General features: G+C 72.4%; 17 protein-coding genes. 4 read left to right on the top strand and 13 right to left on the bottom strand.

Annotated features, from left to right (window positions below; genetic code table 11):
* Positions 1–35: 35 nt before the first annotated feature.
* The 4 genes from V7E46_RS26865 to V7E46_RS26880 all read right to left on the bottom strand — a co-directional run bounded on the left by V7E46_RS26865 (position 36) and on the right by V7E46_RS26880 (position 5,867).
* Positions 36–2,321, bottom strand: coding sequence for an ATP-binding protein (locus tag V7E46_RS26865; RefSeq protein ID WP_333770819.1), 2,286 nt, complete (start codon positions 2,319–2,321; stop codon positions 36–38).
* Positions 2,322–2,452: 131 nt separating this feature from the next.
* Entirely contained in the window at positions 2,453–3,454 is a 1,002-nt protein-coding gene (locus V7E46_RS26870) for a class I SAM-dependent methyltransferase (RefSeq protein ID WP_333770820.1), read from the bottom strand.
* Positions 3,451–4,647, bottom strand: coding sequence for a DegT/DnrJ/EryC1/StrS family aminotransferase (locus V7E46_RS26875; protein ID WP_333770821.1), 1,197 nt, complete (start codon positions 4,645–4,647; stop codon positions 3,451–3,453). The genes V7E46_RS26870 and V7E46_RS26875 overlap by 4 nt, the downstream gene beginning before the upstream one ends.
* A 116-nt stretch (positions 4,648–4,763) precedes the next feature.
* A complete protein-coding gene (locus V7E46_RS26880; RefSeq protein ID WP_443054359.1) occupies positions 4,764–5,867 on the bottom strand; it encodes a type III polyketide synthase in 1,104 nt (367 codons plus the stop codon).
* A gap of 404 nt (positions 5,868–6,271) precedes the next feature.
* Here V7E46_RS26880 and ispH point away from each other — a divergent pair, with 404 nt between their 5' ends.
* A complete protein-coding gene (ispH, locus tag V7E46_RS26885; protein ID WP_333770824.1) occupies positions 6,272–8,314 on the top strand; it encodes a 4-hydroxy-3-methylbut-2-enyl diphosphate reductase in 2,043 nt (680 codons plus the stop codon).
* 101 nt (positions 8,315–8,415) lie between these two features.
* A complete protein-coding gene (ispG, locus tag V7E46_RS26890) occupies positions 8,416–9,564 on the top strand; it encodes a flavodoxin-dependent (E)-4-hydroxy-3-methylbut-2-enyl-diphosphate synthase (protein WP_333770834.1) in 1,149 nt (382 codons plus the stop codon).
* Between the two features lie 248 nt (positions 9,565–9,812).
* Here ispG and V7E46_RS26895 read toward each other — a convergent pair whose 3' ends face one another.
* The 5 genes from V7E46_RS26895 to V7E46_RS26915 form a co-directional block, all read right to left on the bottom strand.
* Positions 9,813–10,955, bottom strand: coding sequence for an inositol-3-phosphate synthase (locus V7E46_RS26895; protein WP_333770825.1), 1,143 nt, complete (start codon positions 10,953–10,955; stop codon positions 9,813–9,815).
* Between the two features lie 207 nt (positions 10,956–11,162).
* Positions 11,163–12,326 (bottom strand): ScyD/ScyE family protein, encoded by a 1,164-nt coding sequence (locus V7E46_RS26900; protein ID WP_333770826.1) that lies wholly within the window; start codon positions 12,324–12,326, stop codon positions 11,163–11,165.
* Positions 12,327–12,523: 197 nt separating this feature from the next.
* The gene (locus V7E46_RS26905; RefSeq protein ID WP_333770827.1) at positions 12,524–14,056 is read right to left on the bottom strand and encodes an MFS transporter; all 1,533 of its coding nucleotides are present in this window, start codon (positions 14,054–14,056) and stop codon (positions 12,524–12,526) included.
* A gap of 63 nt (positions 14,057–14,119) precedes the next feature.
* Positions 14,120–15,895 (bottom strand): FAD-dependent monooxygenase, encoded by a 1,776-nt coding sequence (locus tag V7E46_RS26910; protein ID WP_333770828.1) that lies wholly within the window; start codon positions 15,893–15,895, stop codon positions 14,120–14,122.
* A gap of 268 nt (positions 15,896–16,163) precedes the next feature.
* Complete coding sequence (locus tag V7E46_RS26915; RefSeq protein WP_333770829.1) at positions 16,164–16,967, bottom strand: AfsR/SARP family transcriptional regulator; 804 nt, start codon at positions 16,965–16,967, stop codon at positions 16,164–16,166.
* Positions 16,968–18,017: 1,050 nt separating this feature from the next.
* Between V7E46_RS26915 and dxs the strand changes: the two genes are divergently transcribed.
* Positions 18,018–19,931 carry a 1-deoxy-D-xylulose-5-phosphate synthase gene (dxs, locus tag V7E46_RS26920; protein WP_333770830.1) on the top strand — a complete coding sequence of 638 codons (1,914 nt, stop codon included), beginning with the start codon at positions 18,018–18,020 and terminating at the stop codon, positions 19,929–19,931.
* 273 nt (positions 19,932–20,204) lie between these two features.
* Complete coding sequence (locus tag V7E46_RS26925; protein WP_333770831.1) at positions 20,205–21,122, top strand: aromatic prenyltransferase; 918 nt, start codon at positions 20,205–20,207, stop codon at positions 21,120–21,122.
* 79 nt (positions 21,123–21,201) lie between these two features.
* Here the strand turns inward: V7E46_RS26925 and V7E46_RS26930 are convergent, their stop codons facing one another.
* The 4 genes from V7E46_RS26930 to V7E46_RS26945 form a co-directional block, all read right to left on the bottom strand.
* Positions 21,202–22,170, bottom strand: coding sequence for a sigma-70 family RNA polymerase sigma factor (locus tag V7E46_RS26930; RefSeq protein ID WP_333770832.1), 969 nt, complete (start codon positions 22,168–22,170; stop codon positions 21,202–21,204).
* Positions 22,171–22,276: 106 nt separating this feature from the next.
* Complete coding sequence (locus V7E46_RS26935; protein WP_333770835.1) at positions 22,277–23,092, bottom strand: ECF transporter S component; 816 nt, start codon at positions 23,090–23,092, stop codon at positions 22,277–22,279.
* A gap of 62 nt (positions 23,093–23,154) precedes the next feature.
* The gene (locus V7E46_RS26940) at positions 23,155–24,894 is read right to left on the bottom strand and encodes an ABC transporter ATP-binding protein (protein ID WP_333770833.1); all 1,740 of its coding nucleotides are present in this window, start codon (positions 24,892–24,894) and stop codon (positions 23,155–23,157) included.
* Entirely contained in the window at positions 24,891–26,033 is a 1,143-nt protein-coding gene (locus V7E46_RS26945) for an energy-coupling factor transporter transmembrane component T (protein ID WP_333770836.1), read from the bottom strand. The genes V7E46_RS26940 and V7E46_RS26945 overlap by 4 nt, the downstream gene beginning before the upstream one ends.
* Between the last annotated feature and the right edge of the window lie 63 nt (positions 26,034–26,096).

Below are 26,096 nucleotides of genomic sequence, written 5' to 3' on the forward strand. Positions count from 1 at the left end.
CTCCTGAGCGGGGGCACCGGTGGGGGTGCCCCCGCTCAGGAGGCGGACAGGCGGCGGGTGACCTGGACGCGGGACTGGCAGTCGAGCTTGCGCATCACCTTGCGGAGGTGGTTCACGACGGTCCATTCGGCGATGCCCAGCTCACGGGCGATGACCCGGTTGGTCAGGCCCTCGGCCACCAGCAGGGCGACCTCCAGCTCGCGCTTGGTCAGCAGGTCCGCGACCTCGGCGGGCACCTCCGGCACGACGGCCGGCGCCGGGTCGTCGCCCGGGATCAGCCGCAGGGCCGCCTCCCAGGCCAGGCCGGCGCCCGAGCGCCAGGCCCGGGCGTACTCGTCGGAGCCGAGTTCCTGGCTGGCTGCGGCGAGGACCGGGGTGACCAGCGCGGTCAGCGGCCTCGGCCGGGGCGGACCCGTCCTGCGGCGCAGGTGCTCCGCCAGGCCCAGGACGGAGGTGAGCAGCCGCCAGTCGGTCACCCGGCGCCACTTCCACACGGTGGACGCCAGCAGTTCCAGGCACTCGGGGCGCTCCGGCGCGTCGGGCAGGGCGCCGATCTGCCGGGCGGCGTCGGCGAAGAGCGCGCGGGCCTGCGCCGAGTCGTGCTCCAGCCAGCGGACGGTGGCGAGTACGTATCTGGCCAGCGGCGCGCCGGCCGCGTCGTCCCGGCCGAGGTCGGACTCCAGGGCGGCCAGTGCCCGTTCGCCGGCCCGGGTCAGGCTGCCCGCGTCCCGCAGGACGGCCGCGAGCCGCCGGGTGAGCCGCCGCCGCTCTGCCGCCGCGCCGTCCGCGGCCGGGTCGGCCGGTACGGCCAGGCCCTCCTCGAAGCGGCGGCGCGCCCGGTCGAGGTCGCCCGCCGCGTAGGCCTCGTCGCCGAGCAGCCCCAGACATCGCACCGCGCCGTCCCGGTCGTGCAGCGCCCGGTAGGCGTCCCTGGCCCGGTCGAGGTGGCCGCGCGCCGACGCGGAGGCCAGCAGCAGGGCCGACGCGCCGGCCGCCTCCAGGGTGCGGGCGTGCAGCCGCGGGTCGTCGACCCCGGCCCGCAGCACCTCCTCGGCCAGCCGCAGGCACTGCCGGGCCTGGGCCGCTCCGGCGGACTGGCCCCGCAGCGCGTGCGCGATCACCGCCATGGCCCGCCCGTCGCCGGCTTCCCGCCAGTGGCCGAAGGCCGCCAGCAGGTCCGCGCGGGTCTCGGGTCCGGGCCCTGGCCTGCCGCCGGTCGCCCGGGCGTCGGCGACGGTACGGAAGTATTCGGCGTGCGCCTGCCGGAGCGCCGCGTGGACCGGAAGCCGGGCCAGCGCGCCGGCCGCGGCCAGCCGTACCGCGCTGGGGATGCTCAGCCGCAGCTCTCCGTCGTGCCGCTCGTCGGCGATCAGGGCGCTCTTGTCGATGAGCTGTTCCATGGTCCTGAAGGTGCTGCCGCCGAAGCCGTCCACCACGCCGACGGCCGCGCGCATGGTGAACTGCCCCTCGAAGACGGCCAGATGGGTCAGCTGTCGGCGCTCGTCCGCGCGCAGCCGGGCGAAGACCCAGGACACCATGTCGCTCACGCTGGCGTGCCGCGAGTACGGGTGGTGGTCGAATCTGCGCAGGTCGCAGGCCCCTTGTTCGAACCGCTCCAGGATCAGGTCGGGTTCGGCCAGCTTGACCTGCGCGGCGGCGAGTTCGACCGCCAGCGGGAGGCCGCCGACCCGCCGGCACAGCGCGAGCACATGGCGCGCGTTGGCCGCGGTCAGCGTGAATTCCGGCCGCACCGCCCGCGCGCACTGCACGAACAGCTCGACGGCCGGGACGCGGGCGACGGCCGCCGGGTCGTCGTCCTCGGCCGCGTCGGCGACCGGCAGCGGCCCGAGCCGGACGACCCGCTCGCCGTACAGGCCGAGCCTGGCCGTGCCGACGGAGACGATGCGCACCTGCGGGCAGCGCCTGCGCAGTTCCGCGACCAGCGGGGCGAGGTCGTCGGCGACGTCCTCGTAGTGGTCGAACAGCAGGGTGTGCTTGCCCGCGCCGACCCTTTCCAGGGCCTTCCTGACGCGCGGCGAGCCCTCGTAGCACTGTTCCCTGAGCTGCCGGAGCATCAGGCCGGCCACGGAGGTGTCCGTGACCTGCCCGAAGTCGAAGACCTCGACCGTGCGGCCGGGCCGGCTCTCCTGGTGGCGGAAGAACTCCATCACCATGCGGCTCTTGCCCACCCCGGCGGGGCCGGTCACCGTCACGAGACCGGCCTCGGGGGCGGCGGTCACCGCGGCGAGCCGCTCCAGGTCACGGGAGCGGCCGATCAGCGCCGTCGGGGTGGTGCCGATGTATCCGGCAGGACTTGTCATCCGATTGAGCAGCAGGTCGCCGAGGCCTGACGTCTCCTCGTGACCCTTCGTAGGAGCTGCGGCGGCACCGGTCATGGCAACGCATGCCTCCACCACTAGTCCGTTGCGCTCCCGCCCACACCGCCGGCCTGCTACCGGGCGAAGATCAATGTGGCCGGCGACGCCGTGGTCTGGAAGGTGATGTCCTCGTAGCCGGTCTTGATGAGCCAGTCGTGGTAGTCCGAGCGCCGCCAGGTGCTGCCGTGCCTGCTCTTGAGCAGCATCTCCGCGGCGAAGGTCAGCGGGTACGGCGGCCCGCTGCGGTCGTCGTCGACGATGTAGTCGGAGACGACCAGGGTGCCGCCGGGCTTGAGGACGCTGCGCACCTTGGCGAAGACCGCCATGTTGTCCTCGGGGCCCTCCTGGTGGGCGATGTTGGAGTACACCACCACGTCGTAGGCGGCGGAGGTGCCCAGCTCGGTGGTGTGGAAGTCGCCGTCCACGTAGGTGACGCGGTCGCCCACGCCCCGCTCGGCCAGCAGCCGGCGGGCGATCGCGTTGATCGGCGCCCAGTCGAGCTGCGTGGAGCGGGCGACCGGGTTGCGTTCGAGCCAGATGCCCGAGTAGACGCCGGAGCCGCCGCCGATGTCGAGGATCGAGATGTCGCCGGCCTCGGCGACCTTCAGGGTGTCGGCGGCGATCGTCGCCACCGGGACGGACTGCGCGGCCAGGGCCTGGACCAGTTCCTCCCAGTGCGGGTTGTCGGCCACCTCGACCACCGCGTCGGTCAGCGGACCGCCGGCGCGGACGACCTCGGGCAGCCCCGCCAGCGAGGCCATGTGGCCCGCCTTGAGCTTGGCGAAGCCGCTCAGGCAGGTGGGCCGGCCCTCCACCAGGAAGGCGGACGCCTCCGGGGAGTTGCGGTAGTGGCCGTCGCGCAGTTCGACCAGGCCGACGCTGACCAGGCCGTCGAGCAGGGCCTGCGCGCCGCGGTGCGAGATCGCGGCGCGGTCGGCGAGCTGGTCGGCGGTGGTCGCGCCGTCCTCCAGGTGCGTGAACAGCGAGTGGCTCGCCGCCGCTCCCAGGATGCCGGTGGCCCAGTAGCCGGTGATGAGCCGCATGATCCGATCCGATGTCGGCTGGTCGTCGCTCATGACGCCCCTTCCTGGTTCTCGGGCTGGTTGTCGACGGGGGATGTCGCCGCGGGCCCGCGGTGCGGTCCCGTGTTGTTCCGCAGGGCGGCGCGCAGCGACGTCACGACCCGCTCGGCCTGATCGACGGTGAGTTCGGCGTGCATGGGGATGGCGAGCTGGCGCCGGAAGAGGTCCGCCGAGACCGGGCAGGTCTGCTTGGTCCGGTAGACCGGCTGCAGATGGCTCGCCCACGTGCCGTGCCCGCAGCCGATGCCCTGGGCCCGCAGTTCGGCGGCGACGCCGGCGCGGTCCACCCGCGGGTCCAGCGCCACCAGGTAGGACTGCCAGGCGTGGGTGCGGTCGGCCGGGACGTGCGGCAGCGTGAGCAGCTCCTCGTCCTTGAGCAGTTCCGCGTAGCGCGCGGCCACCGTGTTGCGCCGCTCCAGCAGCTCCTCGATCCGGCCCAGCTGCACCTGGAGGATCGCGGCGGCGATGTCGGACAGCTTGTAGTTGTATCCGATCTCGGTGAACTCCGGGATCGGCAGGCCGACGATCTGCGACTTGTCGAAGATGCTGCCGATGCCGAACGACGACCGCAGCCGTACGTCGGCCCCGACCGCCGGGTCGGCGGCCAGCAGGGCGCCGCCCTCGCCGCTGGTGATGCCCTTGCGGCCGTGGAAGGACAGGCAGCCCACCGGCGCCAGCGCTCCCGCGGGGCGCCCCTGGTAGGTGGCGCCGACCGCGCAGGCGGCGTCCTCGACCAGGAACAGGCCGTGCCGTTCGGTGATCGCCAGCAGTTCGGCGTAGTCGGCGGGCAGGCCGACGGTGTCCACCGCGATGACGCCGACCGTCCGCGGGCCGATCAGGTCGGCCACCGCCTGCGGGTCGATGGTGCCGGTGTCGGGGCGTACGTCGGCGAAGACCGGGACCGCGCCGAGGTAGTGGGCCGCGTGGGCCGGGGCGGGGAAGGTGTAGTCGGCGACGATCACCTCGTCGCCCGGTTTGACGCCGAGCGCGAGCAGCGCCAGGTGCAGGGCGGCGGCGCAACTGCTGAGCGTGACCGCGTCGGCGACCCCGTAGCGCTCGGCCAGTTCCACCTCCAGCGCTTTGCCCCGGGGGCCCTGACCGGCCGTCCAGTCCGACGAGAACACCTCCTCGACGGCTGCCAGCTCCTTCTTGCCCAAACTCGCGTGAACCAAGGGAATCGGGTCCAACGTGGCCACCTCCGGCGACGCTTCAGGAGACCGGAGGCCGGCCCGCGGACCTCCGGTCGGAACGAACATGCTGCTTTCCGCGCCCGCGTGGACGAGTGGGTCGTGTGCGCGACGTGTCACGCCAGGGGGGTCGCCGAAGCGGCGAGCGGGGTCGGTCCCGCGGTCCGCGGCGCGTCCGTCACCCAGCTGCCCACGGCCATCTCGGCGGTGATGCCCGGGCCGAAGCCGGCGATGATGCCGCTGGCGCCGGGCAGCATCGTGTCCTCCTCGAACAGCCTGCGCAGGGCCTCCAGCACGACGGCGCTGGCGATGTTCCCGTAGTCGGTCAGGGTCGCCCAGCTGTGCCGGAACATGCTCCGGTCGACGTTGAGGAACTTGCACAGGTCGTCCAGGATCCGCGGACCGCCGGCGTGGATGATGTAGAAGTCCAGGTTGGCGACGTCCCAGCCGTGCTCGGCGGCGAGATCGCGCAGCACCGGGGCCAGCGGTTCCATCGTCCCCGGCACCCGGCGGTCCAGCTGGAAGTGGAAGCCGGTGGAGCGTACGGCGTAGGAGATCCAGTCCTCGGTGCCCGGGATGAGGTAGGAGGCGTTGCGCTCCAGGCGCATGCCGGTGCCGCCGGTGTCCCGGACGACGGCGGCCGCGACCGCGTCGCCGAACAGCCCGTCGGACAGCAGCGCGCCGATGTTGTCGTCGACCGGCTGATAGCACAGCGAGCACAGCTCGCAGGAGACGATCAGCACGTTGGACTCGGGGTGGGCCTGGCAGAAGTCGTAGGCGCGGTTGATCGCTGCGCCGCCGGCCGCGCAGCCGAGCTGCGCGATGGGTATCTGCCGGGTGTCGTACCTGAACCCCATGGTGTTGATCAGCCAGGCGGTGAGCGAGGGCATCATGAAGCCGGTGCAGGAGACGTAGATAATGGCGTCGATGTCCTGGGCCGTCACGCCCGCGTTCGCCAGCGCCTTTTCGATGACCTCGGGGCACCGCTTCTTCGACTCGACCTCGTAGATCCGGTTGCGCTCCTCGAAGCCCGGGTGGCTCAGGGTCTTCTCGATGGGCTGGACGATATGCCGCTTGCGGACCCCGGTCTTCTGGATCAGCCGGAGCGCCAACGGAAGCTGCGGCTTTCCCTTGTGCACCTTCTTGGCAAATTCCAGGGTGTCTTCCATGGTGATGACGTATTCCGGCACGCTCACCGCTGGCTTGCACAGAGTTGCCATACCTGGCATCCGCCTTCTGTGGGTAGAGATTTCCCCGTGATCTCGTGATGCTGCCCACCCGTCACAGCAGGACCGGCCGTATCGCGGCCACCTGCAGGGTGCACAAGCCATATCGTTTCCCATTTAACTTGCGATCGGCTTGGTGTCGACTTGGCAGAGTCGGGAAAATCCGCAACCGATCTTGTCGGCGCAGGTCACAGGCGCTCAGCGCGGCTCAACGCGCCCGGCGGCGCGGCTTTCGGCGGGGCGGCCGGGCGGGCCGCCAAGTCGGCGCCAACTCGCGGAACAGTCACCGCCGGCTTCTGCGGGCACGACTTACCGGCCATCTCAATCGGCCGGAGTGACAATAATTTGCCCCACCGTCATCCTTGTGTTCGCCCCCGGCGTTCTCCACCCTTTCCCATATGGCTACCACATTGGAAAACACGCAGCAAGCGGGCGGCAAGAAGGTCATTCTGGCAGAACCGCGTGGCTTCTGCGCCGGTGTGCGCAGGGCCATTGAGATCGTGGAGCGCGCGCTGGAGATACACGGCGCGCCGGTGTACGTACGCAAGCAGATCGTGCACAACGAATACGTGGTGCGCCGGCTGGAGGAGCGCGGCGCGAGGTTCGTCGATTCGGAGACCGAGGTGCCGGACGGCGCGGTGTGCATCTTCTCCGCGCACGGCGTGTCCCCGCAGGTGCGCAGCAACGCCGCCGCACGGCAGCTGGACGTCATCGACGCGACCTGCCCGCTGGTCGCCAAGGTCCACCAGGAGGCCATCAGGTTCGCCCGCGACGAGCGGACGCTGATCCTGGTCGGGCACGCGGACCACGAGGAGATCGAGGGCACATACGGGGAGGCCCCGGAGCGTACCGTCATCGTGGAGAACGCGGAGGAGGCCAGGCGGCTCGACCTCCCGGCGGGGGCGGCGGTCAGCTACCTCACCCAGACCACGCTGTCGGTGGACGACACGATCGAGATCGTGTCGATCCTCCAGGAGCGCTTCCCCGGGCTGACCGGCCCCGGCACCGACGACGTCTGCTACGCCAGCCAGAACCGGCAGAACGGCGTGAAGGCGCTCGCCGAACTCAGCGACCTGGTGCTGGTCATCGGGTCGGCCAACTCCAGCAACACCGTGCGGATGGTGGAGGTCGCGCGGGACGCCGGCACCCGGTCCGAGCTGCTGCCCGACGTGGACCACCTGGACCCGCAGTGGCTGGCCGGCGTCGGCACGGTGGGCGTGACCTCCGGGGCGAGTGCGCCGGAGATCCTGGTCGACCAGGTCGTCGAGCGGCTCGCGTCGCTGGGGTACACCGACGTCGAGACCGAGGTGTCAGCCGTGGAGACCGTGGTGTTCAGGCCGCCGCTGGGCCTGGAGCCGCCGGCCCGCGGCGACGCGGCGGACGCCGCCGCCGACGCCGCCGCCGCCGAGCTGCTCGCCCGGGTCACCGCGCGCATCGAGGACCTGCTCAATGCCGAGTGCTCGCGCTGGGGAGCGGTCGACGCCCGCGCGGCGGTGCCGGTCGAGGCGATCCTGGAGCTGGTCTCGGCGGGCGGCAAGCGGCTGCGCCCCACCTTCTGCATCAGCGGCTACCTGGCGGCCGGCGGTACGGTCGGCGGCCCGGACGCCGACAAGGCGGCCGAGGACGCGGTCGTCGCGGCGGCGGCGGGCCTTGAGCTGCTGCACGCCTCGGCCCTGCTGCACGACGACGTCCTGGACAACTCCCCGACCCGGCGCGGTGTCCCGACCGTGCACGCCAAGCAGGCCGCCCTGCACGCGGCACGCGGCTGGACCGGTGAGGCCCGCAGGTACGGCGAGGGCGTCGCGATCCTGGCCGGCGACCTGGCGTTCAGCTACGCCAACCGGCTCACCGGCGGGCTGCCGGGCCCGGCCATGGAGATCTGGTCGCACCTGGGCACCGAGATGCTGATCGGCCAGCAGCTCGACATCGCGCTGGCCGCCGAGGCGGTGCCCGACCCGGAGCTGGCCCGCTGGATCGCGGTGTGCAAGTCCGGCCGCTACACCATCCACCGGCCGCTGGAGCTCGGCGCGTCCATCGCCGGCCGGTCGGACCTGGAGGCGGCCTTCGAGGCGTACGGGGTCGCGGCCGGCGAGGCGTTCCAGCTGCGCGACGACCTGCTCGACGCGTTCGGCGACTCCGCGGCGACCGGCAAGCCGGCCGGCCTGGACGTCAGCGAGCACAAGGTGACGCTGCTGCTGTCGCTGGCCGCCGCCAGGGACGCCGAGGTGGCCCGGCTGATCACGGACGGCGAGGACGGCAGCTGGGACCCGGTCGCGCTCAGCGCCGCGCTGCTCGCCTCGGGGGTGCGCCAGGACGTCGAGCGGCAGATCGACCAGCTCGTCACGGCCGCGCGTGCCGCACTGGCGTCGGCGCCGCTGGCCGAGGGCTGGCAGCGGCGGCTGGGCGCGATGGCGGCGCAGGTGGCCTACCGCGACCGCTGACGGCGCACCGAGACCGGGAGGCACCCGATGTGCCGGCCCCGCACGACCGCACGGCCCGCATGACCGAACGGAGAGGATTTTCACACATGGTGGATCTCGGCATGCCCAAGGTGCCACAGACCCTCGGCCCGCGCAGGGTGAGCCGGCAGCTGAGGCTGGGCCACGACGACAGAGCGGTGCTGGTGGGCGGCGGAGCGCCGGTGAGCGTGCAGTCGATGACCACGACGGTGACGGCGGACGTCAACGCCACGCTCCAGCAGATCGCGGAGCTGACGGCGTCCGGGTGCCAGATCGTACGGGTGGCGGTGCCGTCGGCCGACGACGCCGAGGCGCTGCCGGAGATCGCCCGCAAATCGCAGATACCGGTGATCGCCGACATCCACTTCCAGCCGCGGTACGTGTTCGCCGCCATCGACGCGGGGTGCGCGGCGGTGCGGGTCAATCCGGGCAACATCAAGCAGTTCGACGACCAGGTGGCGCAGATCGCCAAGGCCGCGGGCGACGCGCAGGTTCCGATCAGGATCGGGGTCAACGCCGGGTCGCTGGACAAGCGGCTGATGGCCAAGTACGGCAGCGCGACGCCGGACGCGCTGGTGGAGTCGGCGCTGTGGGAGTGCTCGCTGTTCGAGGAGCACGGCTTCCAGGACCTGAAGATCTCGGTCAAGCACCACGACCCGGTGGTGATGATCTCGGCGTACCGGAAGCTGGCGGCGGCGTGCGACTACCCGCTGCACCTGGGGGTGACCGAGGCCGGGCCGTTCTTCCAGGGGACGGTGAAGTCGTCGGTGGCCTTCGGGGTCCTGCTGGCCGAGGGGATCGGGGACACGATCCGGGTGTCGCTGTCGGCGCCGCCGGCCGAGGAGGCCAAGGTCGGGATCGCGATCCTGGAGTCCCTCGGGCTGCGCGAGCGACGGCTGGAGATCGTCTCGTGCCCCTCGTGCGGCCGGGCGCAGGTGGATGTGTACAAGCTCGCCGAGGAGGTCACCGCGGGTCTGGACGGGATGGAGGTGCCGCTGCGAATCGCGGTGATGGGCTGCGTCGTCAACGGTCCCGGTGAGGCCCGCGAGGCGGACCTGGGCGTCGCCTCGGGCAACGGCAAGGGGCAGATCTTCGTCAAGGGCAAGGTCGTCGCGACGGTGCCCGAGTCCAAGATCGTCGAGACGCTGATCGACCATGCCATGCGGCTCGCCGAGGAGGCCGCGGAAGACGGCGACGCGCCGGCCGGCAAGCCGCAGGTCATCGTCCCCTGACCGGCCTGGCGCACCGAGACGGCAGCGGGGCCCCCCCCCCCCCCGGGGGGGGGGGGCGGGGGGGGGGGGGGGGGGGGGGGGGGGGGGGGGGCGGGGGGCGGGGGGGGGGGGGGGGGGGGGGGGGGGGGGGGGGGGGGGGGGGGGGGGGGGGGCGCCCCCCCCCCCCCCCCCCCCCCCCCCCCCCCCCCCCCCCCCCCCCCCCCCCCCGCCCCCCCCCCCCCCCCCCGGCCGTCGGGTGCGGGTACGTGCTAGCTGCCGCTGTCCAGCGCGGCGATGAAGGTACGCAGGTCCTCGAACTGGGCGTGCAGCGCGTGGTCCACGTCGCCCAGCGGGTCCTTGAAGAAGTACGCCAGCGACTCCAGCGGCCCGCTGCGGCCGGCCTCGTGGGCGGCCAGGGTGATCCGGGCCAGGTCCAGGACCAGCGGCGCCGCGAGCGCGGAGTCGCAGCCCTGCCAGGTGAACTGCAGGCACATCCCGGTGCCGAGGAAGCCGCCGAAGGTGATCAGGTCCCACGCCGTCTTGAAGTCGCCGATGTCGGCCACGTAGTCGATACGGGTGTCGCCGTCGGGCGCGTAGCCGAGGGTCTCGTGCAGCACCCGCTGCTTGCTCTCGGTCTTGGCCGCGTTGGCCCCCGGGTCGACGAGGTTGGCGCCGTCGCCGCCGCCGAGCAGGTTGACGCCCGACCAGGAGCGGACCTGGAGGTTGCGCATCGCGAACATCGGGGCGAGCACCGACTTCAGCAGCGTCTCACCGGTCTTGCCGTCGTGGCCGGCGTAGGGCAGGCCGCGTTCGGCCGCGAGTTCGGCCAGCGCCGGCAGCCGGGCGCCGGTGGAGGGGGTGAAGTCCACGTACGGGCAGTCGGCGTTGAAGGCCGCGTAGGCGTACAGCGAACTGGCCGGCAGCACCTTGCCGTGCCCGGCCAGTGCGGTCCTCAGCGCGTCGAGGCCGTCGTGGGCGGGGTGCGGCGCGGTCGCGGGCTCGGTGGAGGCCACGTTGACCACCACGACCCGGTCGAGGCGGTGCCGGGTGCGGAATTCCGTCAGGTCGCGGGTGATCGCCTCGGCGGTGTCGGCCTGCGTGGCGCCGTCGGGGGCCTGCCGCAGGTCCGCGTCCACCGCGGCGAGGTCGGATTCCAGGGCCTGCACCAGCCGGGCGGGTACGACTCCGGCGGCGGCGAGTTGCTCGGCCTTCTTGGCCAGCGGCCCGGTCGTCACGTCGTGGCCGCCGAAGAAGAGGTCGCCGTAGCCGGGCAGCGCGGCGGCGTTCAGCGCGGGGTGAGCGGTCACGCAGCCCACCGGGTCGGTCAGCCCGGCGCGCAGCGCGAGCGCTCCGACCACGCTGGTGGCGGCGACGGATCCCCGGGCGCCGATGAGCCAGATGCCAGCACGCATGGTGGTGTTCTCCGATCACAGAACAGTGGACGGATCCTGCGGTGCCCGGGGGGGGGGGGGGGGGGGGGGGGGGGGGGGGGGGGGGGGGGGGGGGGGGGGGGGGGGGGGGGGGGGGGGGGGGGGGGGNCCCCCCCCCCCCCCCCCCCCCCCCCCCCCCCCCCCCCCCCCCCCCCCCCCCCCCCCCCCCACGGAGGTGACCGGCCGGGATCAGCCGATCTTGACGATCTCACCGTCGTGCGCGGTGACGGTTCCCGAGGTCGTGCAGGCCGGTGCGTCGTCGCAGGCCGGCCACAGCATGGTCTTGTTGGCCACGTAGATGGAGCCGTCGGGGCCCGCCAGGAAGCCGGTGGGCGCGAACAGCTTGCCGGAGGCCAGGACCGTGCGCGAGTTGTCCTGGTGGTTGATCTGGACGACGTCACCGATCGGGTCACCGGTCGGCAGGAAGCCGGTGGTGTCGAACTCGGTCACGTAGAAGTCGCCGTTGGCGCCGAAGCCGCAGCCGCTGATGGCGCTGAATCCGCTCTGCCACACCGTCAGCTTGCCGGTGCGGGGCGCGTACTTGAAGATCTTGGCCTCGGTGGACGAGCTGGGCTTGCCGGTGATCTCACCGACGTAGACCGATCCGTCCTTGCCCACCGCGACGCAGGACGGCACCGCGTCCGGGCCGGTCGAGGTGTCGGGGATGTACTTGAGCACGTGGACGTTGCCCCACACGTCGACCGAGTCCAGCGTGTTCGACGCCGCGTTCACGGTGTAGAAGCCGCCGCCCGGCTTGGGCGTCACCGCGTACGGGTTGGACTCGGGGAAGTCCTCGGGGTTGAGGTCCTTGTGGACCTTCGTCCACTCGTAGTCGACGTAGCCGACGTTCGCCACCGACTTCACCGAGTTGCCGGTGACCTTGAGCAGGCCTCCGTACTGCTTGGTGAGCGCGCTGCGCAGGTCCGCGGGGACCTCGGGCACGATCTGCTGCGCCGAGCCGGTCTCCAGGACGTAGAGGTGGCCGTTGGCGTAGGTCAGGCCGTTGGCGCCGACCACTTCTTCCTGGTTGAAGTTGGACGCGAGGCCGGTGACGACCCGTACCGGCGCACCGGACGAGACGTCCGCGACCGACCCGGTGAAGCCGAAGCACTTGGTCGGGAAGCCGGTGCCCACACAGAAGTCGGGGGCGCCGCCCACCTCGGAGGCGTAGAGGTGGCCGCGCGGCCCCCACACCAGGCTGCGCGGCGAGTTCAGCCCGCTGGCCACCACGGTCACGGGTGCGTTACTGGTCAGATGGGCCGGATGATGGCGGCTTTCCGCCTGGGCCTGCGCCGAGGGTCCGGCGCTTACGCCGACGAGCGCTGCCGCCGCCGCCACGCCGGCGAACAACATCCGACTCGTTTTGAGACGCCACATCTTGGCCTCAACTCCTCCGGGTTCGGGTGATCCGATTGCTTGACACCGGGGCGCACCGCAGACGGCGGCCCCTCACGGCTGTGACAGGCCCGGCCTTCGCTGCTCCAGGCGCCTCAGCATTGATCACAAGTCTTGGCTGGGACTGTTCGGCCGCTTGGCGCCGGCTTGGCGGATCAGGACCGCGCGGTCTCGGCCGGCGCGGCCGGCTTGGCGGCGGGCGCGTAGGCGGGCGCCGGCAGCGGGCCGCCGCGCAGGATCGCTCCGCACACGACCGCGCCGACCGCGAAGATGGCAGTGCACCACCAGAAGACGGTGCTGTAGCCGTGGATCGTCGCGAGGTGGACCTGCGCCGCCGTGGGCTTCGCGTGCACATGGCTGCTCAGGTAGTCGGTGGTGGCGCTGGCGGCGATGGTGTTGAGCAGCGCGGTGCCGATCGCGCCGCCGAGCTGCTGCCCGGTGCTGATGGCCGCCGAGGCGATGCCCGCGTCGCGCGGTGTCACCCCGGAGGTGCCGGTACGCAGCGCCGCCGCGTAGATGAAGCCCATGCCGAGCCCGAACACCATGGTCGGCCCGAGCAGGGCCGTCGCGTAGCCCGAGTCGGGGCCGATCCTGGTCAGCCAGGCCAGGCCGGCCGCGTTGAGCAGCAGGCCGCCGGCGACCAGCGGGCGCGGGCCGGACTTCGGCATCACCACGATGTTGCCGACGTTGCTCGCCACGGCGGTGACGCCGACCATCGGCAGCAGGGCGACGCCCGAGGTGATCGCCGAGTACCCCAGGTCGGTCTGCATGTAGTAGATGAGGAACAGCAGGACGCCGAACATGCCGACGCCGACGATCAGCGCGGTGAGGTAGGCCCCGCCGCGGTTGCGGTCCAGCACGACCCGGGGCGGCAGCAGCGGGTCCGCGGCGCGCAGCTGCCACAGGGCGAAGGCCACCAGCAGCACCCCGCCGACCGCGAGTACGCCCCAGGTCGAGGTCGCGTGCCAGCTGTGCGAGGCCGCGTTGGAGAAGCCGTAGACCACACAGAACATCCCGCCGGAGCCCAGCACCACACCGGGGATGTCCATCCGGGCGCCGGTCCTGGGCTGCCTGGCCAGCAGCGTCAGCGCGCCGGCCACCGCGAAGGCGGCGAAGAGCAGGTTGACGTACATGCACCAGCGCCAGGACAGGCCCGAGGTCAGCGCACCGCCGATGAGCAGGCCCAGGCCGCCGCCACTGGCCGCGACCGCGCTGAAGGCGCCGAAGGCCTTGCCGCGCTCCTTGGGGTCGCTGAACGTCGTGGCCAGCAGGGACAGGGCGGTCGGCGCCAGCAGCGCGGCGAAGGCGCCCTGGCAGGCGCGGGCCGTCACCAGCATGCCGAAGCTGTTCGAGGCGCCGCCGACGGCGGAGGCGCCCGCGAAGCCGACCAGGCCGATGACGAAGGCCTCCTTGCGGCCGATCAGGTCGGCCAGCCGCCCGCAGAACAGCAGCAGGCTGCCGAAGGACAGCGCGTACGCGGTCACGACCCACTGCTTGTCCGCGTTCGAGAAGTGCAGCGCGTCCTGGGCCGACGGCAGCGCGAGGTTCATCACCGTCACATCGAGGGTGATCATGAGGTAGGCGGTGCAGATGACGATGAGGATCAGCCACCGCCGTGAATCGGCGGCCGGTGGCCCGGCCGCACCCGACCCCGGTCCCGCCGCGGGTGCCGCACTCCGTGTGGACATGATCGTCTCCTAGTCGCGTCGAACGGACGACGAGGCTCCGCTGGGCGCCCAGGCCTTGCAGAACTACCGCCCGTCAGTGGCCTTGTGCTCCAGAATTCGGGAGATCGCCTCTCCCAGGACGTCCGCCGGGCTGTCGCCGGCGCCGGTGCTGCGCCATGCCACGTGGTTGTCGGGACGCACCAGGACGGCGCCCTCGTCGGTGATCTCCCGTACGGCGGCCCACCCGCCGTCGGTGTCGGCGTATTGCGCGCCGTCCCCGATGGCGGCGGTGGCGATCGGGATCGAGAACTTCGCCGCGACCTGCGCCGCGGCCTCGCTCCAGGCGGTTCCCGCGGGGCCGGTCAGCAGCGCGAAGGAGGTCCCGGACCCGGTCAGGTCATGGGTGGACAGGCGGTGCCCGTCGCGTTCGATCCACGCGTGGGCCAGCAGGTGGCCCGGGCGGGTCGTGGGGTGGTGGACGTCGGCCATGGGGGCGCGCGGCGGCGGCTGGCTGCCGTCCGGGATGAGCGCGCCCTCCTCGTAGTTGAAGCCGATCTCCAGGTCGTGCGCCTGGCATTCGGCGCGGTGGGTGCGGAAGATCTCCGCCGCCCGCGCCCGTACGACCTCGCCGACCGGTGACGGGTCGAAGTACGCGGCGAAGGCCGAGGGCCGGCGCTCCGGCGGGATGTGCGCGCCCAGGCCGACGGCGGCCTCGGTCATGAGCCGGTGGTGGAACCAGGTGGAGAGGCCCCAGTCCACGTTCCGCTTGCCCAGCGGCCGGCGCTCCGCCTCGTAACTGTCGAGCAGGCTGTCGTCCGCGCGGCCGGAGACCACGGCGGCGAGCTTCCATGCGAGGTTGTGCACGTCCTGGATGCCGCCGTTCAGGCCGAGCCCGGTGGTCGGCGGCTGGCGGTGGGCGGCGTCGCCGACGATCAGCACGCGCCCTTCCCGGTAGCGGTCGGCGAGTACGCCCTCGACGCTCCAGTACGACACCTTGTGCAGCGTCAGGTCCAGCTCCGGCAGGCCCAGGACCTCGCGGATCCTGGCGGAGATCGCGTGCGGGTCGTTGGGGTCGGCGCCGCCCGGGACGAAGTGCAGGCCCCACTCCTCGCAGTTCCTGCCCCAGCTCGGCCCCATCTCCAGCAGGGTGCTGGACAGGTCGGGGCGGTAGGGGTTGAGGAACCAGGTGATGATCGTGCCCTCGTGCCACCACGGCGACAGGTCGGCGGAGAAGTAGGCGGTGGTGACGTCGACCATCCGTGTCACGCCCTGCATCTCCACGCCGAGCGCGGGTCCGATCGTCCGGCCGCCGTCGGCCGCGATGACGTGCCGTGCGACGACGCTGGTGGTCTCGCCGGTCGCGAGGTCGCGGATCTCGGCGGTGACGCGGTCGCCGTCGTCGGAGAAGGAGACCAGGTCGTGGCCGAACCGGATCCGCCCGGGATTGCGCTGCTCGGCGTGGCTGCGCAGGATCGGCTCCAGCCGCAGCTGCGGGAGCTTGATGGGCAGGATGGGGCCGGCCTTCGCGTACGGCTCGGTCAGCGCGCCGCCGCCGAAGGCGTCCATCTCGTGGATGACCTTCGCGTCCAGCGGCCCGTCGCCGGTCAGCGTGGTCTGCCAGCGCACCTTGCCGAACTTCTCCAGCGGCGCCGCACGCTCGGTCACGGCCTCCGCCAGGCCGTGCTGGCGGAAGATCTCCATGGTGCGCTGGTTGAGGTAGTGCGCCTTGGGCAGCTTCGACGTGTCCGTGTGCCGTTCCACCAGCAGGTGGTCGACACCGTGGTCGGACAGGAAGACGGACGCGGACAGGCCGCACCCGCCGCCGCCCACAATCAGAACCGGAACCTCGATAGCCTCCATGTTCTGCCTTCCCTGAGGTGACGGCCCGAAAGTTGACGGGCCGAAAGTTGACGGGCCGAAGAACGACGTCCGCTGGCGCGTGCGCAGGGCACCCAGCATCGGCCGGAGGAATTGGCCGGGACTGGTCACCGGGTTGGTGCCGGCTTGGCGGCGTCCCGCACGCCCTGCCGGGCCGGGCCCGCGGACGGCCGCCGGACACGGCGAAGCTCCGCTGCGCGAGGGCGACATGACAGGTCGCCCTCGTGCGGCGGAGCTTCACTGCCGGCGGTCAGGCCGACTTGGCGACCGCCCTGGGATGGGGCCGCCAGTCCAGCGCGGGCGCGTGGTTCAGTATCTCGTTCTCCAGGTGCTGGAGCGCCGGTCTCGGGTCGATCCCCAGCTCGTCGGCCAGCCGCTTCTGGTTGGTGCGCAGCACCGCCAGCGCGTCGGCCTGCCGGCCGGCCCGGTAGAGCGCCAGGCTCAGCAGCTCACAGCCGTACTCGCGCAACGGGTGGGCCCGGGTGAAGGCCTCCAGTTCCGCCACGGCCATCTCGTGGGCGCCCACCGCGAGCAGCGCCGCGCAGCGGCCCTCGACCACCGACAGCCGCAGCTCCTCCAGCCGGGCCACGTCGGGCCGCACATAGGTGGTGTCGGCCACCTCGGCGTAGGCCTGGCCCCGCCACAGGGCGAGTCCCGCCTCGAACTCCCGTACCGCCTGCTGCGGTTCGCCCCAGTCCAGCGCCTGCCATCCGGCGGTCGCGCGCTCGCTGAAGCGGTGGACGTCGACCTCGACGACACGGTTGTCCAGCAGATAGCCGCGGCCGTAGGTACGCAGAACAGTGGCGGGCGTCCGCGGCGCGCGATGCGGTTCCAGCACCCGTCGCAAATTGGCCACATAGGCCTGGAGCGAGGTGATCGCCGACGGCGGGGGATTTCCGGTCCACAGCTCTTCGACGATCATGTCGACGGCCACCGGCTGTCCCACCTTGCTGACCAGCAGCGCCAGCAATGCGCGCTGCTTGGGCGCTCCCGGATCGACCAGCCGGCCGCCCACGACCGCCTCGATCGGGCCGAGTGCCCGGAACTCCGCCATGGGTTGCGGGGTGTCCGGAATACGCGGCGGCTGTGCGGGCGTCCATCGCACCGTGCCGGGCGGCGCGGGAGCCGCCGCCGCGACGGCGTCGGCGTGGATTCTGTCGCCGATCGTACCGACCACCCGGGCGGCCGGCGGGTTTTTCGGATCAAGGTCGAGTTCTTTTGCGAAATACACTTTCAAAAACTCGTTGGTGCGGCGCAGCTCCCACACTTCACGTTCCAGCTCCGCGATGCGCCGCGCATCTCCATTGCCGGGTCCCGGCCGCTCCTCGCCATCGAGCCGCGACCTGGGGTCGCCGCTTAACTCAGCGCCGATGGCTGGCGTATCGACGTTGACTTTATGGTTCGCCATCCCGAACTCCCAACATCGCACCGCCTGATCCGGGCGCCTGGCCAGGACCGGGTTACGGCTTGGCAGGCTGGCGGGCGTCCCCGCCAGGCAGTATCCAGTCGCCGAACGCCCCGTGCAGTGTGCGCGAACGGCCTAAATGAGACGACTTTCAGAGCGCACTCACCCATAAAAAATGCAGCCCAGAGATCACGCAACCCTTCGGGGGATGCGCTGCTCGGCTGCTGTGCGGTCGGCGGAGAGCGCGTGCACCGCACGAAGACCCGGCGACCAGAAACACCTCATCTGGTCATGACACCCGTGGCCGGATTCCAGTCGTGCGGCAAAAATTGCATTTCGCGCCCCCGCTGCGATACGTTATTCTGCTCCGCCCGAGCTAGTGTAGCTGCGAACCGATAGCCAGTCAAGGGCCGTCAGGATTCCTGGCGGACCATATATCCAATAACCGACTCAATGAATCTTTCACTTACCGTAAGCAGCCAGAGTGAATGCGTTGGAACTGGCACAGTGTCCGCTTTCGCGGCGGATGGCCCCAGGGATCCCGTTTCCTCATGGAACGAGGACGTGCGTCCCGGCCGACCGCCGAACGGTCACCCAGGCTGCACCGTAACAAGAAACTGTCACCCGGTCGACCAGGGGCAATATGTTGCTCCTGGTGACGACTTGACTGAATTTCAGCGGTGCCAGGAGTGTTACGGCATGACACTCCTTGATTCACTCCGCGGCCCGCAGGATCTCAAGGGCCTGGGGCCGGAAGAGCTGACCGTCCTGGCCGCGGAGATCAGGGACCGCCTGATCTCGACGGTGTCGGCGAACAGCGGGCACCTCGGCCCGAACCTCGGGGTGGTGGAGCTGACCATCGCGCTGCACCGGGTGTTCGACTCCCCCCGCGATCCGCTGGTCTTCGACACCGGCCACCAGTCCTACGTCCACAAGCTGGTGACCGGCCGCCAGGCCGAGTTCGGCACGCTGCGGCAGCCGGGCGGCATGTCGGGCTACCCGAGCCGGGCCGAGTCGGCGCACGACCATGTGGAGAATTCGCACGCCTCGACGTCGATGTCGTACGCGGACGGGCTGGCGAAGGCCTTCCGGCTGCGCGGCGAGCTGGACAGGACCGCGGTGGCGGTCATCGGCGACGGCGCGCTGACCGGCGGGATGGCCTGGGAGGCGCTGAACAACATCGCGGCGGCCAAGGACAACCGGGTGGTGATCGTCGTCAACGACAACGGCCGCTCGTACGCGCCGACCCATGGCGCCCTCGCCGCGCACCTCGCCCATGTGCGCACCACGCGGCGCTACGAGAGCGTCCTGGACTCGGTCAAGACGACGCTGCCGCGCGCCCCGCTGGTCGGCACCCCGCTGTACGAGACGCTGCACGGCATCAAGAAGGGGATCAAGGACGTACTCCAGCCGCAGGTGATGTTCGAGGACCTGGGCCTGAAGTACGTCGGCCCGATCGACGGCCACGACCAGGCCGGGGTGGAGCGGGCGCTCGCGGACGCGCGGGGCTTCGGCGGGCCGGTCATCGTGCATGTGCTCACCCGCAAGGGATACGGCTACCCGCCCGCCGAGAACAACGACGAGGACCGCCTGCACCAGGTCGCGGCGGGCACCGACCCGCTGACCGGGACGACGGTGAAGGCGGCGGCCAGGACCTGGTCGCACGTCTTCGCGGACGAGATCCTGCGGATCGCGGGGCGGCGCCGGGACGTGGTGGCGATTACCGCCGCGATGCTGCACCCGACCGGGCTCGCGCCCTTCGCGGCGGCGTACCCGGACCGGGTCTTCGACGTCGGGATCGCCGAGCAGCACGCGGTGACCAGCGCCGCCGGGCTGGCCATGGGCGGTATGCACCCGGTGGTGGCGCTCTACTCGACCTTCCTGAACCGCGCGTTCGACCAGGTGCTGATGGATGTGGCGCTGCACCGGCTGCCGGTCACCTTCGTGCTGGACCGGGCCGGCGTGACCGGCCCGGACGGCGCGAGCCACAACGGCATGTGGGACGGCTCGCTCGGCCAGCTCGTGCCCGGGCTGCGGATCGCCGCGCCGCGTGACGCGCTGCGGCTGGCCGAACTGCTCGCCGAGGCGGTGGACGACGCCACCGGGCCGACCCTGCTGCGCTTCCCGAAGGCGCCGGCCGGCGACGAGGTCCCCGGCCTCGGCCGGCTCGGCGGCATGGACGTCGTGGCCCGCCCCGCCGAGGGATTGGCGACGGATGTGCTGCTGGTCGGCGCCGGGGTGATGGCCGGCGTGTGCGCGGACGCCGCGGGCCGGCTGGCCGACCAGGGCATCGGCGCGCTCGCCGTCGACCCGCGCTGGGTCAAGCCGGTGGACCCGGCGCTGACCGCCGCGGCCCGCGACGCGCGGCTGGTGGTCACCGTCGAGGACAACGGCATCGCCGGCGGCTTCGGCGACGCGGTGGCCCGCACGCTGCGGCTGGCCGGCGTCGACACCCCGGTGATCCCCTTCGCCCTCCCCCAGGAGTTCCTGGACCACGACACCCGGCGCGACATCCTGGAGCGGGCCGGGCTCACCGGCCGGGACGTCGCCCGGTCGGTCACCGAGGCGGTCTCGGGGCGCGGGAGCCAGGACGAGGTCGTCGGCACACGTTGAACCCCGCGCCGGACCGGCTCCGGAACGCGGCCCCGCTCCGACCCGGCCCCGTACGGGACCGCGCCCGGCCGCCCCGGCCCCGTACCGGCCTGGCGGTACCGCACGGCCGCCAAGCCGACGCCAACCGGACCCACAGTCCCGGCCAAGGCGCGTGACCAATGCTTGGCCGGATGGATCGTGTACGCAGCGCCACCTTCAGTGACGCCGCCGGGGCGCCGCCCATGGTCCGAGTACGTTCAGACAGCCCGTCAAGATCGACGCGTGGAGGATTCAATGTCCGGAGCCGCTGAAGTCGAGCGCGTGTATTCGGCCATGGAGGAAGCGGCCCAACTGCTGGATGTGGCCTGCTCACGTGACAAGATCCGGCCGATCCTGACCGCGTTCCAGGACACACTCGCCGACGGCGTGATCGTCTTCTCGATGGCGAGCGGACGGCACGCGACAGAGCTCGACTTCAGCATCTCGGTGCCGGCCGAGCACGGCGACCCGTACGCCGCCGCTCTGGCGAGCGGCCTCATCGAGGGCCAGGACCACCCGGTCGGCGATCTGCTCGCGGACACCCAGAAGGCCCTTCCGGTGTCCATGTTCGCCGTCGACGGCGAGGTCACCGGCGGCTTCAAGAAGACCTACGCCTTCTTCCCCACGGACAACATGCCGGGTGTCGCGCAGCTGATCGACATCCCGTCCATGCCGCCGAGCGTGGCCGAGAACGCCGAGCTGTTCGCCCGCTACGGCCTCGACAAAGTGCAGATGACCTCGATCGACTACAAGCGCCGCCAGGTGAACCTGTATTTCAGCAACCTCTCCTCCGCGTACCTCCAGCCCGGGCCCGTCCTGGAACTGGTGCGCGAGCTGGGGCTGCACATCCCGGGTGAGGCGGGGCTGGAGTTCGTCAAGCGGTCCTTCGCCCTCTACCCCACCCTCAGCTGGGACTCCGGGAAGATCGAGCGGCTGTGCTTCGCGGTGATCTCCACCGACCCGACGCTGGTGCCGGCCACCGACGAGGCGGACATCGCGCAGTTCTCGACGTACGCGAACAACGCCCCGTACGCGTACGCCGGCGAGAAGCGCACGCTCGTCTACGGGCTCACCCTCTCGCCGACCGAGGAGTACTACAAGCTCGGGGCGTACTACCAGATCAGCGACATCCAGCGGAAGCTGCTGAAGGCCTTCGACGCCCTCACCGACTGATAGCCGCAGCCGGGCGGCCGGCCGGCTCCTCGCCAGGGGCGGTCTCCAGGAGACCGCCCCTGACGCGTGTCCGGGCGGGTCAGCTCACAGTGATCCGGAGGCCCGCCAGTTCGGCCTGGACGTCGATGGCGGTGATCCTGCCGTCCTCGGTGGTGAAGCTGAACGCGGCCCGCGTCTCGCCGTCCTGCGACCAGATCAGGCCCGGAACCCCGTCGATGAGGGCCGGGACCGGGGACCAGACGCGGTTGACGAAGGCGCGGGTGACGGCGTCGGAGCCGCGCAGCTCGGCTTCTATGGACACATCGGCGTCGGAGCCCATCTTGATGGCGGCCTGGTCGGTGCGGACCACGATGTCCGGGTCGAGCATGGCCAGCAGCGCCTCGAACTGGCCCTCGCGGGAGGCCGCCAGGAAGGCGCGGACCAAGTCGGCCTTGCCCGCCTGGACGGCGTCGGCGCTGTCCTCCTGGGCGCCCTTGGACACGGCGCTTCTGGGAGCCGCCCCCTTGGGACCCGCGCCCTTGGCGCCCGGCCCTTCTGCGCCGGCGTCGGAGCCGACCTGCTGGACCCGGCGGCGGGCGCGGCTGGCCAGTTGGCGGGCCGCGGCCGGGGAGCGGTCCACTATGGGCGCGATCTCCTCGAACGGGACCGCGAACATGTCGTGCAGGACGAACGCCAGTCTCTCCACGGGCGTGAGCGTGTCGAGGACGACGAGCAGGGCGAGGCCGACGGAATCGGCGAGCAGCGCCTCCTGCTCGGGGTCGGCTCTCGCGTCCGCCCGGTGCGTCCCGCCCGCCTCGTCCGCGTCCATGAGGTCCTCGCGGCGGGACTTGCGGGACTTGAGCATGTTCAGGGACACGCGGGCGACAATCGTCGTGAGCCAGCCGCTGAGATTCTCCACGGCGTCGGCGTCCGCGCGGCTCAGTCTGATCCAGGCTTCCTGAACGGCGTCGTCCGCCTCCGCGAGCGAGCCGAGCATCCGGTACGCCACCGCGCGCAGCCGGGGGCGGTCGGTTTCGAATCGTTTGGCCAGCAAGTCGTGTTCGTTCATCGCGTCACATTCTCTCACCGGTGCCTGCCGAATATGTGACTGACGAGAAGCCGGTGATGTGACAAGTCGGGGGCGCGTGGATCACCGGGGGCGCTCAGCGGGGCGCTCAGCAGGCCTCTCGGCGGGGCGCGGGCTCCGGCGAGGGCGGCGCGGGCGGCTGCTCAGGCGGCTTGAAGTCGACGGCCGCGGTGAAGTTGGCGCGGCGGGCCGCACGGCGGAAGGTCGTCAGGGCGGCCGGACCCGCCAGCAGGATGCACAGGAAGTTGGTGACGGCGCGTCCGGTGTCCCAGCCGAGCGAGGTCGCGACGTCGAAGGCCAGGTAGCGGTGCCACTGCTCGGTGAAGGGCAGCCCCGGCAGATAGGCGAGGGAGCTGCCGGGGTCGGCGGAGAAGGGCCAGAAGGACAGGTTGAGCAGGAAGCCGAAGAGATAGCCGGAGGCGGAACCGTATACCGCCAGGAGCAGGATCTCGGCCTTTCCGCGGGCGCGGGGCAGGAGTCCGGCGAGCAGGCCGACGAAGGCGCAGCCGAACATCTGGTACGGCATCCACGGCCCGACCCCGCCGGTGAGCAGCGCCGAGGCGAAGAGCGAGGTGCAGCCGAGGGTGAAGCCGAAGCCGGGGCCGAAGACCCGGCCGGCCAGGACGAGCACGAAGAAGACCGTCTCGACCCCGGCGGTGCCCGCGCCCAGCGGGCGCAGCGCGGCGTTGACGGCGGAGAGCACCCCGAGCATGGCCAGCGCCTTGGCGTCGATGCCGCCGTCGGCGATCTGGGCGAAGACGACGGCCAGGACGAGGACGAGCAGTACGCCGAAGATCAGCGGCGGGGCGTACGAGCTGCCGAAGCGGCCGGGGGCGACGACGAACGGCCAGAAGAAGGCGACCAGGCCGATGAGGGCCGCCAGCACGACGGTGACCTGGGCCATGGCGTGCACGCGGACCGCGGTGCCGGGCCTGCGAGCCGCGCGGACCCGCCCGTCCGCCGCGGTCATCGGCCGGCTCCCGTCGTGGTGAGGGCGTCGGCGACCTGGGCGACGGTCAGGTACGGCAGCGGGGCGAGGATCTTGGCCGCCTGGGGCGCGAAGGCCGGTGAGGCGACGATGACGTCGGCGGTGGGGCCGTCGGCGACGATCTCGCCCTCGGCCATGACGACGACCCGATCGGCGCTCGCGGCGACGAATTCCACGTCGTGCGTGGAGATCACCACGCTGCGGCCCTCGGCGGCCAGCGCGTCCACGATCCGGGTGAGCGCCCGCTTGGCCTGGTAGTCCAGGCCGCGGGTCGGTTCGTCCAGCAGCACGACGGTGGGCGCGGTGGTGAGCTGGATGGCCAGCACGAGGGAGAGCTTCTGGCCCTCCGACAGGTCGCGGGGGTGGGAGCCGTCGGCGATGCCGGGTGCCAGCCGGTCGAGGATGTCCCGCGCGGCGGACGCGGCCCCGGGGCCGGCCTCCCGGTCGGCCCGGTCGAGTTCGGCGCCGACCGTCTCCAGGTAGAGCAGGTCGGTGGGCGTCTGCGGCACCAGCCCGACCCGCCGCCGGTCCTCCCGCCGCACGTCCGCCGCCCGGCTCCCGAACCAGCGCCGCGCACGGGCGGGGCCGGGGCCGGTCGGGGGCGCCCCTGCCGGCGCCGGTCCGGTCGCGGACGCGGCCTCGGTGGAGGGCGGTGCCGGGTCCGTGCCCGGCACCGCCGGCATCGTCACCGTGCCGCCCTGGCGGGGGCCCGCTCCGTGCAGTGCCCACAGCAGGGACGACTTGCCCGAGCCGTTGCGGCCCATCAGGGCGGTGACCCGGCCCGCGCGCAGGTCGAGGTCGACCTCGCGGACGGCGATCACCTCGCCGTAGCGGACCACCACGCCCCGCGCGCTCAGCAGCGTGGCGCTGTCGCCCGTGGCGGGGCGGGCCGGCGGTACCGGCCGCACGGCCAGTTCCCGGCGCAGGGACGCGGCGGCGCGGCGGGCGTCGCGTACCGACAGCGGCAGCGGGTCCCAGCCGCCGAGCCGGCCGAGGTCCACGACGGGCGGTGCGACCGAGGCGGTACGGAAGACGTCGGCGGGCGCCCCCGCGGTCACCGTGCCGTCGCCGGTCAGGTGGAGGACCCGGTCGGCGTACTGCACGACGCGCTCCAGGCGGTGTTCCGCGAGCAGCACGGTGATGCCGAGGTCGTGGACGAGCCGGGTGACCGCCGCCAGGACGTCCTCCGCGGCGGTCGGGTCGAGCGCGGAGGTGGGCTCGTCCAGGACCAGGACGCGCGGGTGGGCGGTGAGGACCGAGCCGATGGCGACGCGCTGCTGCTGGCCGCCGGACAGTTCGCTGAGCGCCCGGTGCCGCAGGTCGGCCAGGCCCAGCAGGTCGAGGGTCTCCTCCACGCGCTTGCGCATCACGTCGGCGGGGACGGCCAACTGCTCCATGGCGTAGGCGAGTTCCTCCTCGACGGTGTCGGTGACGAAGCCGGCCAGCGGGTCCTGGCCCACCACGCCGACGACGTCGGCGAGTTCGCGCGGCGGGTGGTCGGCGGTGTCCCGGCCCGCCACGGTGACGCGGCCGGCCAGCGTGCCGCCGGTGAAGTGCGGGACGAGGCCGTTGACCGTGCCGAGCAGGGTGGACTTGCCCGCGCCGGTACGGCCGACGACCAGGCACAGTTCGCCTTCCTCGACGGTCAGGTCCACCTCCCGCAGCACGGGCCGGTCGGCTCCGTCGTAGCGGACGCTGACCTGGTCGAATCGGATCACAGCAGGGCCTCGCTGGGAGAGTCGGCGCCCTTGGGCGGCCGCGGTCGCGCGGACGCGGCCTGGGCGCCGGGGACGCGGGAGGGGGGCGGCGCGGCGAAGGAGGCGACGCCTGCCAGCAGGATCGCGGCGGCGGGCAGCCACGGCAGCGACGGCCAGCGCAGCGGGTACAGGCCCGGGTTGAGGTCGTTCGCGCTGTAGCCGGCGGTGACGAACAGGACCACGGCCGAGGCGCAGCCGCACAGCGCGACGGTCCACTCCGCTGCCCGCCACGGGTCGGGCCGGTAGCTGGTGCGGCGCACCCGCCGGCCGCCGAGCGCGAGCCCGGCGCAGCACAGCAGGGATCCGCCCAGCATCGCGGGCAGCCCCAGCGAGCGCGGTGTGGTCCCGTCGAGCAGCCCGTAGACGCCGGTGCACAGGCCGAGCATGCCGACCAGCATCAGCGCGCCGGTGATACGGCGGGAGGCCCGGGTCGCGGTGCCGGCCCGGCCGTAGCCGCGGGAGTCCATGGCCGCCGCGAGGTGCAGGGAGCGCTCCAGGGCGTCCTCCAGGACCGGGATGAGGATGCTGCGCAGGGCGCGCAGGCCCTTGGCCCGGTCGGCGCGGAGCCTGCGGGCGCGGTTCACCCGCTGGACGCTCTCCACGAGTTGGGGGGCGACACTCATGGACACGGTGACGGCGACGCCGAGTTCGTACAGCGCGCCCGGCAGCACCCGCAGGGCCCGCTTGGGATTGGCCAGGGTGTTGGCGGCGCCGATGCAGCACAGCAGGCAGGCCAGCCGCAGCCCGTCCGTCGCCGCCGACAAGGCGGCCTCCAGCGAGACGGGGCCGCCGAGTTGGATGCCGGCGTACCAGTGCGGGGTGGGGACGCGGGGCAGCCGGAAGACGATGTGGTCCGCGGGGGTGATGCCGGTGGCGAAGACGCAGCGGAAGACCACCCGGACGGCGACGACGGTCAGCGCGAGCCACAGGTAGTACTTGAAGCCCTTGGCCCAGGGCGCGTCGGTGCGGCGCTCGGTGACGGTCCAGCCGAGGACGGCCAGGACCAGGCCGAGCAGCAGCGGGTTGGTGGTGCGGCTGACGGCGGTGGCCAGGCCGATGCCCCAGATCCACCAGGCGACCGGGTGCAGCGTACGCGGCAGCCGCCGCCCCGCGGCGGGGCGGGACGGCGGCCGGCCGTCGTGGGCGGCGGGTGGGGCGGCGGG

The sequence above is a fragment of the Streptomyces sp. IBSBF 2435 genome, from assembly GCF_036815005.1.
Taxonomy (GTDB): Bacteria; Actinomycetota; Actinomycetes; order Streptomycetales; family Streptomycetaceae; genus Actinacidiphila.

Excerpts from the sequence above, each read along its gene's own strand:
- V7E46_RS26865 (WP_333770819.1), bottom strand. The coding sequence starts at position 2,321 with ATGACAAGTCCTGCCGGATACATCGGCACCACCCCGACGGCGCTGATC.
- V7E46_RS26870 (WP_333770820.1), bottom strand. The coding sequence starts at position 3,454 with ATGAGCGACGACCAGCCGACATCGGATCGGATCATGCGGCTCATCACC.
- V7E46_RS26880 (WP_443054359.1), bottom strand. The coding sequence starts at position 5,867 with ATGGCAACTCTGTGCAAGCCAGCGGTGAGCGTGCCGGAATACGTCATC.
- ispH (WP_333770824.1), top strand. The coding sequence starts at position 6,272 with ATGGCTACCACATTGGAAAACACGCAGCAAGCGGGCGGCAAGAAGGTC.
- ispG (WP_333770834.1), top strand. The coding sequence starts at position 8,416 with ATGCCCAAGGTGCCACAGACCCTCGGCCCGCGCAGGGTGAGCCGGCAG.
- V7E46_RS26895 (WP_333770825.1), bottom strand. The coding sequence starts at position 10,955 with ATGCGTGCTGGCATCTGGCTCATCGGCGCCCGGGGATCCGTCGCCGCC.
- V7E46_RS26900 (WP_333770826.1), bottom strand. The coding sequence starts at position 12,326 with ATGTTGTTCGCCGGCGTGGCGGCGGCGGCAGCGCTCGTCGGCGTAAGC.
- V7E46_RS26905 (WP_333770827.1), bottom strand. The coding sequence starts at position 14,056 with ATGTCCACACGGAGTGCGGCACCCGCGGCGGGACCGGGGTCGGGTGCG.
- V7E46_RS26910 (WP_333770828.1), bottom strand. The coding sequence starts at position 15,895 with ATGGAGGCTATCGAGGTTCCGGTTCTGATTGTGGGCGGCGGCGGGTGC.
- V7E46_RS26915 (WP_333770829.1), bottom strand. The coding sequence starts at position 16,967 with ATGGCGGAGTTCCGGGCACTCGGCCCGATCGAGGCGGTCGTGGGCGGC.
- dxs (WP_333770830.1), top strand. The coding sequence starts at position 18,018 with ATGACACTCCTTGATTCACTCCGCGGCCCGCAGGATCTCAAGGGCCTG.
- V7E46_RS26925 (WP_333770831.1), top strand. The coding sequence starts at position 20,205 with ATGTCCGGAGCCGCTGAAGTCGAGCGCGTGTATTCGGCCATGGAGGAA.
- V7E46_RS26930 (WP_333770832.1), bottom strand. The coding sequence starts at position 22,170 with ATGAACGAACACGACTTGCTGGCCAAACGATTCGAAACCGACCGCCCC.
- V7E46_RS26935 (WP_333770835.1), bottom strand. The coding sequence starts at position 23,092 with ATGGCCCAGGTCACCGTCGTGCTGGCGGCCCTCATCGGCCTGGTCGCC.